Here is a 12435-nt window from a genome sequence, read left to right as displayed (position 1 = left end):
GTTGCGTTACTCCAGGTTTTGCACTTGCTCGCGCATCTGCTCGATCAGCAGCTTGAGCGCCATCGACGCGTCGGCGAGCTCCTTCGCCGCCGCCTTCGAGCCGAGCGTGTTCGCCTCGCGGTTCAGCTCCTGCATCATGAAATCGAGACGCTTGCCGACGCGGCCGCCCTTCTCGATCACGTGGCGCGTCTCGTTCAGATGCGCGGTGAGGCGCGACAGCTCCTCGGCGATGTCGATGCGGATGCCGTACATCGTCACTTCCTGACGAATGCGCTCGGCCGCCTCCTCGCGCGAAGCGATGGGCGCGCTGCCTACCGGCGCCGCGATGCCGAGCGCCTCCTGCAGCCGCTCGACGATCTTCTGCTGGTGCTTCGCGATCAGCTCCGGCACGAGCGGCGCGATGCGCGCGACGATCGCCTCCATCTCCGCGACGTTCGCGAGCAGCATCGCCGCGAGCTGCGCGCCCTCGCGCGAGCGCACGACGACGAGCTCGCCGATCGCTTCCTTGCCGCATGCGAGCACCGCCTCGCGCAGCGCCTCGGCGGACACGCCGCTCTCGGCAAGCACGCCGGGCCAGCGCAGGATCTCGCCCGAGCGCAGGCGGCCGACGCCCGGAAACGCGTCGAGCACCGCGCGCTCGAGCTCGGCGAGCTGGCTGAGCGCCGCGTGGTTCAGCGCGCCCGCGTTCACGTTCTGGTCGCCGCGCTGCAAATTGATGCGCACGTCGACCTTGCCGCGCGACAGCTTGTTCATCAGCATCTCGCGCAGCGCCGGCTCGCACGCGCGCACATCGTCCGGCATCCGGAAATTGAGGTCGAGGAACCGCGAATTCACGGTCCGCAGTTCGACCGATACGCTCGTGCCGCCGTTGCCGGAGGCCGTCGTGAGATCGCGCGTCGCGCTCGCGTAGCCCGTCATGCTGTAGATCATCGTTCGTCCCGTCGTTTGATGGCCCAGCGGGCCAGGAGGATTCGAGACGCCCGGCGCTTGCGAGGCGCGGGGCGCGAAACAGCCATTATCCCATTTTTGCGTGCCGGACCCGCCGGGCCGACGCGCCGTGCGCGCGGTAAAATTCAGCTTTCTCCTCTGCACATTGCCCCGATGACGAATTCCTCCCCACGCCCGAGCGGCCGCCGCGCCGACCAACTGCGCGACGTGCGCATCACGCGCCACTACACGAAGCACGCGGAAGGCTCGGTGCTCGTCGAGTTCGGCGATACGAAAGTGATCTGCACGGCGAGCGTCGCCGAGCGGGTGCCCGAATTCCTGCGCGATCGCGGCCAGGGCTGGCTCACGGCCGAATACGGCATGCTGCCGCGCGCGACGCACACGCGCAGCGACCGCGAAGCCGCGCGCGGCAAGCAGACGGGCCGCACGCAGGAAATTCAGCGCCTGATCGGCCGCGCGCTGCGCGCGGTGTTCGATCTGAACGCACTCGGCCCGCGCACGCTGCACCTCGACTGCGACGTGATCCAGGCCGACGGCGGCACGCGCACGGCAAGCATCACGGGCGCGTTCGTCGCCGCGCACGACGCGGTGACGAAGCTCGTCGCGGCGGGCAAGATCGCGCGCTCGCCGATCACCGACTACGTCGCCGCGATCTCGGTCGGCGTGTTCGGCGGCGAGCCCGTGCTCGATCTCGATTACGACGAAGATTCCGCGTGCGACACCGACATGAACGTGGTGATGACGGGCGCGGGCGGCTTCGTCGAGGTGCAAGGCACCGCGGAAGGCGCGCCGTTCTCGCGCGCCGAGATGAACGCGCTCCTCGACCTCGCGCAAGCCGGCATCGGCGAGCTCGTGCGCCTGCAGCGCGCCGCGCTGGAGGCCTGAGATGTCGCACGCATCGAACGACGCCGCGCTCTCGCGCATCGTCCTCGCGTCGAACAACCCCGGCAAGCTGCGCGAGTTCGCCGCCCTCTTCTCGACGGCCGGCATCGCTGTCGTGCCGCAGGGTGAGCTCGGCGTATCGGAAGCCGACGAGCCGCACGTGACGTTCGTCGAGAACGCGCTCGCGAAGGCGCGCCATGCGTCGCGCGCGACGGGCCTGCCCGCCGTCGCCGACGATTCCGGCCTGTGCGTGCCCGCGCTGCTCGGCGCGCCGGGCGTCTACTCGGCGCGCTACGCGCAGCGCGCCGGCCGCGAGAGGAGCGACGCGGCAAACAACGCGTATCTCGTCGAGCAACTGCGCGACGTCGCCGACCGGCGTGCGTACTACTGCTGCGTGCTCGCGCTCGTGCGCCACGCGGACGATCCGGAGCCGATCGTTGCCGAAGGCCGCTGGGCGGGCGAGATCGTCGATGCGCCGCGCGGCGCGCACGGCTTCGGCTACGATCCGCACTTCTTCGTGCCGGCGCTCGGCGCGACGGCGGCCGAGCTCGAGCCGGCCGCGAAGAACGCGGTCAGTCATCGCGCGCTCGCGCTGAAAGCGCTCGTCGCGCGGCTCGGAGAGATTCGATGAGCGACGCCGCCGCCAACGGCGCGCGCGTCGTCGCGACGTTCGCCGCGCCCGGCAAGATCCGGCTCGCGTCGCTGCCGCCGCTCGCGCTGTACGTGCATTTCCCGTGGTGCGTGCGCAAGTGCCCGTATTGCGACTTCAATTCACACGAATGGAAGGACGGCGGCGCGCTGCCCGAGCGCGACTATCTCGACGCGCTGCGCGCCGATCTCGAGCACGCGCTGCCGCTCGTCTGGGGACGCCAGGTGCATACGGTGTTCATCGGCGGCGGCACGCCGAGCCTGCTGTCGGCGGCGGGCCTCGACCGGCTGCTTTCCGACGTGCGCGCGCTGCTGCCGCTCGACGCGGACGCCGAAATCACGCTCGAAGCGAACCCCGGCACGTTCGAGGCGGCGAAGTTCGCGCAATTCCGCGCGAGCGGCGTGAATCGCCTGTCGATCGGCATCCAGAGCTTCGACGAGGCGCACCTGAAGGCGCTCGGCCGAATCCACGACGCCGCGCAGGCGCGCGCCGCGGTCGAGATCGCCGCGCGCACGTTCGACAATTTCAATCTCGACCTGATGTTCGCGTTGCCGAGCCAGACGCTCGACGAATGCCGCGCCGATCTCGAAACCGCGCTGTCGTTCGCGCCGCCGCATCTGTCGCTCTATCACCTGACGCTCGAGCCGAACACGTATTTCGCGAAGTTCCCGCCCGCCGTGCCGGACGACGACATGTCGGCCGACATGCAGGACTGGCTGCACGAGCGCACCGCGCAGGCGGGCTACGCGCGCTATGAGGTGTCCGCTTACGCGAAGCCGCATCGGCAGTGCAAGCACAACCTCAACTACTGGCGCTTCGGCGACTATCTCGGCATCGGCGCGGGCGCGCACACGAAGCTGTCGTTTCCGAACCGAATCCTGCGTCAGGCGCGCTACAAGCATCCGGCGACATTCATCGAGCAGGCGAAAGCGGGCGCGGCGGTGCAGGAGGAACGCGAAGTCGGGCCGCGCGATCTGCCGTTCGAGTTCATGCTGAACGCGCTGCGGCTCGTCGAAGGCGTGCCCGTGCACAGCTTCGCCGAACGCACCGGCATGTCGCTCGCCGCGATCGAGCCCGCACTCGCGCAAGCCGAGCGACGCGGCCTCATCGTCCGCGATCACGTGCGCATCGCGCCGACGCCGCTCGGCCAGCGCTTCCTCAACGATCTGCAGGCGCTTTTCCTGCGCGACGAATGACCGGCTGACGCTCGATCTGCACCCAGGCGACGCTCGGCCGAAGAACGAGCGGCCGATGCGCAAACGCGCGAATCGAACGCGGCGACGCCGACGATTCGCGCGCCATTTCGGTTACAATGCACGGCCTTGGAAGCGTGGCCGAGTGGTTTAAGGCACTGGTCTTGAAAACCAGCGACGGGCAACCGTCCGTGAGTTCGAATCTCACCGCTTCCGCCAGGACACGCTTTCCCCGCCTCTCAATAAATGCCGCAAAGCCAAGCCGGACAAAGGTTTGCGGGCAATCTGAGCTTTCGTAAGCATCCAAGAAAAGTCGTAAAATTCCAAATTTTGCCGGGTACTTTTCCGGGTACTTTTTGGACCTATAACGACAATGCCTGAGAGCCTCCTACGTCATCTGCAATGCCGCGCGGCCAAGCCGCGCGAACGCGCCTATCGCCTTAGCGATGGCGGCGGTCTCGCATTGCTCGTCAAGCCCAACGGATTGAAGTACTGGCAGTTCCGGTACATGAAGCCGGACGGCCGCGAAGGCTTGATACAGATCGGCCCGTACCCACGCGTCACGCTAGAGGCCGCAAGAGCGGCACGGAACGAGCATCGCGCGGCCGTGCAGGGCGGCAACGATCCTGCGATGCTGCGCAAGCAGGAGAAGGCCCGCCGCAAGATCGACGCAGCCCGCGCGCTGAACTTCAAGCAGTGCGCCACGGCGTTTATCGAGGCACGCAGTGCGGAATGGGTGAATCCGAAGCACACGCAACAGTGGACGAACACCCTCGCGACCTATGCCTATCCCATCATCGGCGCATTGCGCCCGGCCGACATCGACACGGACCTCGTGCGTCGAGTGCTTGAGCCGATCTGGCTAACGAAAAATGAGACCGCATCGCGCCTGCGCGGCCGAATTGAGAACGTGCTGGATTGGGCGAAGGTGCGTGGCCTGCGTGACGGCGAGAACCCGGCTCGCTGGAGTGGACATCTCGATCAACTGCTAGCCGCGCCGACCAAGGTGCAAAAGCCCAAGCATCACACCGCCCTTCCCTTCACGGAAATTGGCGCGTTCGTCGCAGAACTGCGCGGCATGGTCGGCACGGCGGCGCGTGCGCTGGAATTCACGATCCTGACGGCGATGCGTACCGGCGAGGTGATCGGTGCGCGCCACGATGAATTCGACGCGGATGCGCAGCTTTGGACCGTTCCAGCCGAGCGGATGAAGGCCAAGCGAGCGCATCGCGTTCCGTTGTCGGCGGCGGCGTTGGCACTGCTGAAAGCGCTGCCTACGTCGGAGGATTCGCCCGTCGTGTTCGAGGGCATGAGGGCTCGACGGCCGATGTCCAACATGGCGATGCTGCAAGTGTTGGAACGCATGAAGCGTGGCACGCTGACTGTCCACGGCTTCCGCTCGACGTTCCGGGATTGGGCGGCAGAGAGCACATCGTTTTCGAACGAGGTAGTCGAGATGGCGCTTGCGCATGCGATCCGCGACAAAACCGAGGCGGCGTACAGGCGCGGCGACCTGTTCGAAAAGCGCCGCACGCTGATGCAGGCATGGGCCGACTACATCGAGCAAGAAGTGGCGACCACATTAACCAAGGCCGCAGCCTGACCGCTTGGCCGCTCGGGCGTTCGACGGTGCGCCTGTTGGTCGTGAGCGCCATTGCCGCTATGAATATGTCCCCCTTCCGTGAGTTTCTCACCGATAAAACGGGCGTGACCTGGACGTGACGCGATCAATTGATTTAGCCCGCTATGATTATGTGGCCCCCCTATATCCGTCACCAGTAGAGAAAGGACGCGGGTGTGAGCCCCCGCATGCCGGCGACGGCATGGGGGCCCCCCGCGACTCCGGCCGCTGAACCCTTGCGATGGACGCAACAATGTGGGTGGGAGCGCGTCGCCGACTTCCCCCTGCGGAAACGCGTTTTCGATGGTTTCCAACTCGCGGAGAGCCGCGCCCGGCCTACGCTTGCGCTTGTCTCGGGTGTCCGCCGCAAAGCCGCTCAGCGCAAAACACGCTGGAGATTTGGAGATAAACGCCAGAATCGGCCGCAAAGCCTTGTGGCGTAAGGCTTTGATTGTCTCCAAACAGACTTGGAGAACGCTGGAGATACTGGAGATAAACGAACCCGGATCGTTACGAATTCAGCAAGATTCGAGACCGGCTTTCCCGGCTCGTGCCCAGTGATTTACGGGGCTGCTCCAATCGAAATTTAGGACAATCTATAGCTCAACATGACAGCTAGGCGACATGACGAACTGAAAATGGTCCGTAAATACCGTGTCCTTGAATGCACCATAGCGCGACGATTCAAGGCATGGCAAGAATCTCGGGAAAACTTGATAAGGACGGGAACCTTGTGTCGCTCGGCGCGGCGATTCGCGCTCGCCGCAAGGAATTGGTGATGTCGCAAGAGGCGTTGGCTGATTTTGCAGAGATCGACCGCTCGCACATGGGCAAGATTGAACGCGGTGAACGAAACGTTACCTTCATGAATATCGTCCGCATTGCGCACGCATTGCAACTTCTTCCCTCCGAGTTACTGCGTAACGCCGGCCTGTAGGCGCAGGCAACACATAGCGTGCGCCGCCCGGTTCCATCTGGTGCGCATTGCCAAAGCAACTTTGATTCGCGGGTGTGGAATCGCGCGCAAAGGAATTCCCGCCGCCGCCCTCCCGCACGGCGGCGGCGCGGTTCACAGTTCGAGCGTGAAGATCGACGGACGAACGCGGTACACCATGAATTTCCCGTGGCCGGGGATGTACTCCTGTCGATACGGATAGCCGTCGCTGCGCGGCATCAGCACGCCGCGCTTCATCAACGCCTTGGCGACCATCTTGTGATCGAAGCCGGCGCACACGTCCTTGCGAAACACGGCCGCCTCGATCAGATATTCCGTCTCGACGCTTTCGGCATCGTCGATGCTCATCTTGTCGCCGAACTCGGCGTAATACTCGCGATCGGACGCGATCGCCGTGCGGCGCTCGTCGCGCTTTACGTGCTGCTTGAAGCCCGCCCGGTGCGGCACGTTCGGCCGATGGTCGTCCTGCGCGCGGTTCATCCGCACGAAACGATTGTCGCCGTGCGCGACGAGGAAGTGCAGCACCTGACGCACGGCTTCCGCTTCGTCCGAATTGCCCGCGCCGCCGCGCAACTCCATCCAGCCCTCGAAGCAACGACGCGCCGCATCGACCGACGCGCCTTCCGGCCAACCGGTCAGGCCTTGCGCGGTCGCCAGCTCGCCCGCCACAGCAACAAGGCAGAATCGTTTCGCGACACGCGCGACCTGCGAATGCGCGCCGTCCGGCACCCATTCCGTCACCAGCTCATCAACGCGCTTGCGCAGATGTTCCGCCAGCTCGTCCGCCTGCGCGGATGCGAACTCGATGAACGCCGGCCCGGCCGTGCCGTAGTGTTTGCCTGCGTGCCGCTCTAGATGCTCGATCAACGCGGCCGGCGTCGGGAAGCCGTGCAGTTCCTCCACCACGCCCATGTCGCCCACTTCGGCAGGGATCGCCGGCAAGCGCACTTCAATGCCGCCCTTCATCGGCTTGTTCGCCTCGGCCATCAGCGCGGATACGCTCTTCTCGCCGTTCGACAGGAACAGCAGCCGCCACGTCAGGACTGGCTTGGCCGACCCGTTGCGCGACGCGCGCGCCTTACCCGACTCGTTCGCGAGCATGTAAATCACGTCGCCGACCAAGCGCGGCTCGACCTGCCCGATTTCATCGAGGATCAACAGTGCGTCGCTGTGCTGCGTGGCGACCGCTTCGAGCGCGTTGTCGGTCGCTTTCCAGCTCCGCACGTAGTCCGGCGAGCCGAACACGGACGCAGCGATCACGCCGCCCGTCGACTTGCCCTTGGAGGTCGTGCCGAGCAGGTGAAAGCCGCCCGACTGGAGCCCCGAGAAGTGCAGCAGCGGACCCGCAAAGGCGGTCGCGATGCAGAACAGCAGCCGGCTGTTGCCGACGCAGTAGGCCGCGACCTCGCGCCGCCAGTCGTCGAGCGTGCCGCGCTCCTTGAACTGGCTCTGGATCGGCGTATCGGCCTGATAGATCAGCGCCTCCTTGCCCGTGCCGATCACGCGATCGGGCAGCACGAACGCGCCGTGATGCCAGCCGACGCGCGGCACGCAGCGCACGCGCTCGTCGGGCCGCGCCATCTGGATGTAGTTCGCGATCTGCATGCGGGCGGTCTGCGTGACGCCGAGCTTGACGCCCATATCGAGCAGCATGCGCCGCAGCTCGGTGCCGTCGCCCGCGAACAGGCCGGCCGGCACCGCCCATCGCTTGAGGATGCCGTCGCGGTCGGTGAATTCCAGCAGATAGCCCCATTCGCTGCTCATCTCGTTGCGGGTCTCCGCGATCACGTCGATGCGCGTGCTGATCCAATGCGGCGGCAGCGGATCGCCCTGATTGTTAAAGCCGTGATACCAGACGCCTTCGTCGTCGACCTCGAACCGCCACGAGCCATCCTGCGCGCGAGCCGTTTTCGGGCGCTTGGCGGGCTTCGTGGCTGGCGGCCTAGCCTTGCCCTTATTGGAACCCGGCGAGCCGTCTACGGCGAGCGCTGCGCGCACGGCAGCGGCTACCGCATCCGGGCCGAGGTGTACAGCCAGATCGTTGAAGTCCGTACCGGCCGCCGGACGGTTCGGGCCGAAGTCGGGAACGGCCACCGTGCCGCCCACGGCTTCGGCGGTTGCGCGGGCCTTGGCTATTCCCGGATTGCCGTTCGTCGTGTGGTCGTCGTCGGCGCACACGACGATGCGCGCGTCCGGATACCGACCATGCAGTGCCGTCGCGACGGCGTGCAGGTTGCCGGCGTCGAACGCGACGGCGGCCGGGTAGCCCGTCGCGGCCGCGAGCGTCGCGCACGTGGCGTTACCCTCGCCGATCAGCAAGACCGAAGATACCGCGCCGCCGATCAGCGAGAAACAGCCTGCCTTACGGCCGTTCGGCAGATAGCGTTTCTGACCATCGGTCAGGATGAATTCGAGCGTCCACAGCTTGCCGTCCGCATCACGCGCCGGAATGACGAGTGCGCCGTCGCATGCGGCCGTGCCGATGCTCAGGTTGCCGCGATAGACGCGCAGCGCGTCGGCGGGGATGCGTTTGCGAACGAGGTAGGGGTGATCGGTCGGCGCGGGCTCGGCCGCCGACCAGATCGATTCGGCGAGCGCCGACGCGGCTTGCTGCTTCTCGGTCAACGCAGCCAGCTCGGCCGCCTCGCGGGCGGCGCGCTCAGCGTGCTGCCGTTCGCGCTGTTCTGGATCGACCGGCTTGGCGCGATGCGCGCGCGGATCGAAGCCGCCAAGCTTTGCGAGGTGGAACAGCGTGTTGATGGTAATCTTGCCGCCCTTGAACGACTTCCACACATCGCGGGCGTCTCTTGCGTGGTAGTTCTGCGCGCCTTGGCTCCATTCGTTCCAGAGGGCGAAACCCTCTTCGCCAAATTCGGCCTTGAGCGCCATGCCGGCCTGACGCCACGTGTCGCGATCGTCGGCCGGAACATAGCCGAGCGCGACGCTCGCCCGCTCGAATTCGGACATGGGTGTGTTACTCATAGATTCCCATTGGACGCGCGCCGGCCAGCTATCCGATTAGTAGTCCATATCGGGTAGCCAGTTACCGGCGCGCGAAGAATTGAATGATGCTGACGGCCGCCTAGCGGCCGAGCATCATGGTCGCCTCAGTGCGTCGTGCGCGGATCGCGCGTGACACCGAGCGCCGCGAACAGGTGCTGTTGCACACGCCCCATCAGGCCGGCGGCGAACGCGTGGCGGCTGACCGTGACGCGATGCGCATCGACCTCGCCGTCGTCGCGCATGCCGGCTTTCAGCCCGCGCACGAAGGCATCGACCTGAAAGGCGGCGTAGTCGTACAGACGCACTTCGCCTTTCAGCTCAAGCCATGCGTCGGCGCAGACCGCGCCGAGGTCGACGGCGAATTGCAGTTCGATCGGTGCGCCGGTATCGAGCGGCGGCGCGTTGTCGAATCCTTCAATCACGGCGGTTCGGACGTACTGGCTCATTGCGCACCTCCGACAACGGTCATCGCAAAGGCCAGCTCGCGCAGTTCGCTCGCCATGCCCTGCACCAGCCAAAGCAGGTTGACGCGCGCGCCCTCGCTCATGTCTTGAAACGTCGTGAAGCCGTCGTCGGCGAACGCCAGCAGCAGCGATTCGAGGTGCATCGCACGGCTCGCGACGAAGTGAGACAACGCGAGCGTGCCGGCGAATTCGATGCGGCGGCCGTCGTTCATGTGGATCGACAACGCATCAGCCACGCCGCACCTCCGCACGCACGAGCGCCGCGATGGCGACGAGGGCCGCGCCGGTCGCATCGAGCGTGGATGGGTACGTGTCGGCGGTGGCTGCTTCGCGCAGCGCGGCGCGGATGATCGAGTGGATAAGGGGAACATTTCGCCCGGAATAGGCGTGTGTGCACTTGCGCATTGGGTGCGACCTCCGTTTTCGTGGTAACGAACCCGGCTCCCAACGCCAATTGGGGTGGCCGGGCACATGACAGGGTTGGCGTACCGGCGAAAACGGAAACCGGCGTGCCCGAGGGCACCCCCGCCAAGGCCCGACCGTTGAAGGCGTGCGTTGACGCGCGGACGAAAAAATACCGCCAAATGGCGGTCGTCCGCCGTTTTCAGATTCCGGACGCCAATCCGGGTCGCTGCTGTCTCAGCGACACGCATAGGATACCGCGCGAGGCCGCGCGGCGCAAATTTGCCGAGCGACAAACCCGAAACGACGAAGCGGCGCAGCCGCAGCCGGCCACACCGCGTCATGGCAAAGCGACTTTGGGTGCGCGCGATCGTCATGCGCTGAGCCCGTTTTCGATCAGCGTGACCGCGATGCGTTGCAGCCGCACGGCGGAGCGGGCGTGCTGGTCGTCGCCACGCGACCACAGCACGTCGATAATGGCGTCGATTTGCTGCACCGATTGGATCGGCGAGTGGCCGGCCTGCATCGTCCAACGCGTCGCCCACGTCGAGCACCGAGCCTTCCAGCTCGCTCGCGAAAATCACACGCGACACAGGCGACAGGTTGCCCGGCGCGATGAGCAACTGGGCAATTTGCGTCGCATGAATCGCCGCCAGTTGGCAGGCGTGGCTATCCGACGCCCAAAGAGCGGTCGACACGCGCTCCAGGAACACGGCCATCCGAAGCAGATCGAGATTGCCGCACGTCACGCGCGCATCTTCGAACGCCGTGCAAGCGTCGAGCCACGCGCGACACATCGCAGCGGTTCGGCGAGCTTCACCTTGGGTCATGCTTACGCTGCCTCCCGCGTCGTCAGGGCGTCGAGCCACGCGTCCACGTCGGCGACCACGAAGCCGATGGCGCGCGGGCCGAGTTTCACGGGGCGCGGGAACGTGCCGGCCTTGATGCGGCGACGGACCTCGCTTTCGCTGAGGCCAACGCGCTCCAGCAGCGCCGGCATTCGCACGATGCGGCGCGGTTGGATTGCGGTTGCTTGGAATTGAACTGTCATAAAGCCTCCTAGATGCTCCCTGCCAATCGCAAGGATTGGAGCGGAGTCTAGAAGGCTCGCGCATGCCAATCATATGATTGGCATGCCATCGGCTAGTGCTTCTTTCCAGCCGCGCGCTGAATGGTACTGCGTGCAACGCCCCATTGGTCGGCAAGTGTCAGTTCGATATCTTTGACTTGCTTGTCCGGGTGCGCGGCGACTAGGTCGTCGTACTGCCGTTTCACTTCGTCTTTGTCAGCCGCCGTGAGCTTCGTTCGCGCGAGGGTTCCCTTGATTTGGAAGCTCGCCCGCTTCGCGCGCATCTCGTCAACGGTCGAGCCAAGCTCCTCGATGTGCTGTTCGCGGGCTTCCAACTGCGCGAACAGTCTGCTCGCCTCGGTGGAAGACAGGCGTCCTGTCGCGCATACGCTCGCGAGCAGCAGCAGTTTTTCCGCGTGGATGCGGTAGTCCGTCACCGTTTCCAGATCGGGGTAGAAGATATCCAGTGCCGCGCGATCGATGCGAGCATCCAGTTCAGCACCAAATTGGTCTCGTGCGTAATCGTTACTCTGCACGTCCGACCTGAGCCATGCTTTGAGCCAAAAGGCGACGTTCGGATCATGCTCAACGTCCCGCGCGAGCCGGACGAGATGCTCGATGGCACGAGCAGCCTCGCGAATCGCAAGCCCCGACAGCAGTTGCGCATCAGTCAGTAGATCATGCGCACCGATGTACTGTCGGGCCATCATCAACAAGTTGCCGTCATCAGCATCGGCTTCGCCACCGCGCTTGAAGATGCTATACGCCTTGTACATCAAGTTTGTTGCGGCGCGTTGTGCCCAGGCCGGGTAATCCCATCTTTCCACGACTTCGGCCCGCCGCCAGCAATACACGTTTCGGCGACAAGCGCCTTCGATTTCCCAGTACCGTCCGAGGGTGGTCTCAATAAATCGCGCCAGGCTGAGAGCCATTTCCTGCCATTCGGGGCGGCGGCGGATTACATCACGGCGATCGAGCGGAGCGAGTAGATCAGCGAAGAAGTAATCAGAGAGCGGATTGATCGCGACGTGCCGATTACGCAGCGCGATTGTGTCAAGGCAATTCACTTCATAGCCAACGTCATCAACGACCGCGCCAAACGATCTGTACAGCCCTTGTAGCAGCAAGTAGCCTCCCTGAGAAAATGTGTGTGAATAGACGCGGCGGGTTGGCAAGCCCAATTCGAACGAAAACGTGAGCCTCTGCGACGTTAGAATGAATCCAGGACACCCCTCCATCACCACCCCTC

Annotated in this window: 12 protein-coding genes, 1 tRNA gene and 1 pseudogene; 6 read left to right on the top strand and 8 right to left on the bottom strand. The window is 65.1% G+C overall.

All coding sequences use genetic code 11. From position 1 onward, the window contains the following. Positions 1 to 6 precede the first annotated feature (6 nt). Positions 7 to 930: a YicC/YloC family endoribonuclease gene (locus tag WS78_RS04655; RefSeq protein WP_038750959.1), complete on the bottom strand. Its 924-nt coding sequence runs from the start codon at positions 928 to 930 to the stop codon at positions 7 to 9. Between the two features lie 171 nt (positions 931 to 1101). Here WS78_RS04655 and rph point away from each other — a divergent pair, with 171 nt between their 5' ends. The 6 genes from rph to WS78_RS04620 all read left to right on the top strand — a co-directional run bounded on the left by rph (position 1102) and on the right by WS78_RS04620 (position 6230). Beyond that, the gene (gene rph / locus WS78_RS04650) at positions 1102 to 1833 is read left to right on the top strand and encodes a ribonuclease PH (RefSeq protein ID WP_038750960.1); all 732 of its coding nucleotides are present in this window, start codon (positions 1102 to 1104) and stop codon (positions 1831 to 1833) included. Between the two features lies 1 nt (position 1834). Beyond that, positions 1835 to 2461 (top strand): RdgB/HAM1 family non-canonical purine NTP pyrophosphatase, encoded by a 627-nt coding sequence (gene rdgB / locus WS78_RS04645; RefSeq protein ID WP_038750962.1) that lies wholly within the window; start codon positions 1835 to 1837, stop codon positions 2459 to 2461. Next, on the top strand, positions 2458 to 3675 hold the full coding sequence (gene hemW / locus WS78_RS04640; protein ID WP_038750963.1) for a radical SAM family heme chaperone HemW: 1218 nt from the start codon (positions 2458 to 2460) through the stop codon (positions 3673 to 3675). Before rdgB ends, hemW begins: the two co-directional genes overlap by 4 nt. Before the next feature lie 128 nt (positions 3676 to 3803). Beyond that, positions 3804 to 3891: transfer RNA gene (locus WS78_RS04635), tRNA-Ser, on the top strand. 154 nt (positions 3892 to 4045) lie between these two features. Then, complete coding sequence (locus WS78_RS04630) at positions 4046 to 5275, top strand: tyrosine-type recombinase/integrase (RefSeq protein WP_059584487.1); 1230 nt, start codon at positions 4046 to 4048, stop codon at positions 5273 to 5275. A 709-nt stretch (positions 5276 to 5984) separates the two neighbouring features. Further along, the gene (locus WS78_RS04620) at positions 5985 to 6230 is read left to right on the top strand and encodes a helix-turn-helix domain-containing protein (RefSeq protein WP_059584485.1); all 246 of its coding nucleotides are present in this window, start codon (positions 5985 to 5987) and stop codon (positions 6228 to 6230) included. 132 nt (positions 6231 to 6362) lie between these two features. Here the strand turns inward: WS78_RS04620 and WS78_RS04615 are convergent, their stop codons facing one another. The 7 genes and pseudogenes from WS78_RS04615 to WS78_RS04580 all read right to left on the bottom strand — a co-directional run bounded on the left by WS78_RS04615 (position 6363) and on the right by WS78_RS04580 (position 12313). Further along, positions 6363 to 9215, bottom strand: coding sequence for a DUF927 domain-containing protein (locus WS78_RS04615; protein ID WP_059584482.1), 2853 nt, complete (start codon positions 9213 to 9215; stop codon positions 6363 to 6365). Positions 9216 to 9355: 140 nt separating this feature from the next. Continuing rightward, the gene (locus tag WS78_RS04610; RefSeq protein WP_059584481.1) at positions 9356 to 9697 is read right to left on the bottom strand and encodes a hypothetical protein; all 342 of its coding nucleotides are present in this window, start codon (positions 9695 to 9697) and stop codon (positions 9356 to 9358) included. After that, complete coding sequence (locus WS78_RS04605) at positions 9694 to 9951, bottom strand: hypothetical protein (RefSeq protein ID WP_059584478.1); 258 nt, start codon at positions 9949 to 9951, stop codon at positions 9694 to 9696. Before WS78_RS04605 ends, WS78_RS04610 begins: the two co-directional genes overlap by 4 nt. Continuing rightward, positions 9944 to 10120, bottom strand: a complete 177-nt coding sequence (locus WS78_RS04600; protein WP_063889490.1) for a hypothetical protein — start codon at positions 10118 to 10120, stop codon at positions 9944 to 9946. The genes WS78_RS04605 and WS78_RS04600 overlap by 8 nt, the downstream gene beginning before the upstream one ends. 370 nt (positions 10121 to 10490) lie before the next feature. Further along, positions 10491 to 10947: pseudogene (locus WS78_RS38145) on the bottom strand (hypothetical protein). Between the two features lie 2 nt (positions 10948 to 10949). Next, positions 10950 to 11168, bottom strand: coding sequence for a helix-turn-helix transcriptional regulator (locus tag WS78_RS04585; RefSeq protein WP_059584475.1), 219 nt, complete (start codon positions 11166 to 11168; stop codon positions 10950 to 10952). 92 nt (positions 11169 to 11260) lie between these two features. Further along, positions 11261 to 12313: a hypothetical protein gene (locus WS78_RS04580; RefSeq protein ID WP_226377205.1), complete on the bottom strand. Its 1053-nt coding sequence runs from the start codon at positions 12311 to 12313 to the stop codon at positions 11261 to 11263. Positions 12314 to 12435: the final 122 nt, after the last annotated feature.

The organism is Burkholderia savannae, assembly GCF_001524445.2.
Classification (GTDB): domain Bacteria; phylum Pseudomonadota; class Gammaproteobacteria; order Burkholderiales; family Burkholderiaceae; genus Burkholderia; species Burkholderia savannae.
The sequence above is the reverse complement of the archived record's forward strand: the minus strand, read 5'-3'. Positions and strand labels throughout refer to the sequence as shown.

Coding starts and splice junctions, on each gene's coding strand:
- WS78_RS04615 (WP_059584482.1), bottom strand. CDS start 9,215: ATGTCCGAATTCGAGCGGGCGAGCGTCGCGCTCGGCTATGTTCCGGCC.
- hemW (WP_038750963.1), top strand. CDS start 2,458: ATGAGCGACGCCGCCGCCAACGGCGCGCGCGTCGTCGCGACGTTCGCC.
- WS78_RS04585 (WP_059584475.1), bottom strand. CDS start 11,168: ATGACAGTTCAATTCCAAGCAACCGCAATCCAACCGCGCCGCATCGTG.
- WS78_RS04620 (WP_059584485.1), top strand. CDS start 5,985: ATGGCAAGAATCTCGGGAAAACTTGATAAGGACGGGAACCTTGTGTCG.
- WS78_RS04600 (WP_063889490.1), bottom strand. CDS start 10,120: ATGCGCAAGTGCACACACGCCTATTCCGGGCGAAATGTTCCCCTTATC.
- WS78_RS04630 (WP_059584487.1), top strand. CDS start 4,046: ATGCCTGAGAGCCTCCTACGTCATCTGCAATGCCGCGCGGCCAAGCCG.
- WS78_RS04655 (WP_038750959.1), bottom strand. CDS start 930: ATGATCTACAGCATGACGGGCTACGCGAGCGCGACGCGCGATCTCACG.
- WS78_RS04610 (WP_059584481.1), bottom strand. CDS start 9,697: ATGAGCCAGTACGTCCGAACCGCCGTGATTGAAGGATTCGACAACGCG.
- rdgB (WP_038750962.1), top strand. CDS start 1,835: ATGTCGCACGCATCGAACGACGCCGCGCTCTCGCGCATCGTCCTCGCG.
- rph (WP_038750960.1), top strand. CDS start 1,102: ATGACGAATTCCTCCCCACGCCCGAGCGGCCGCCGCGCCGACCAACTG.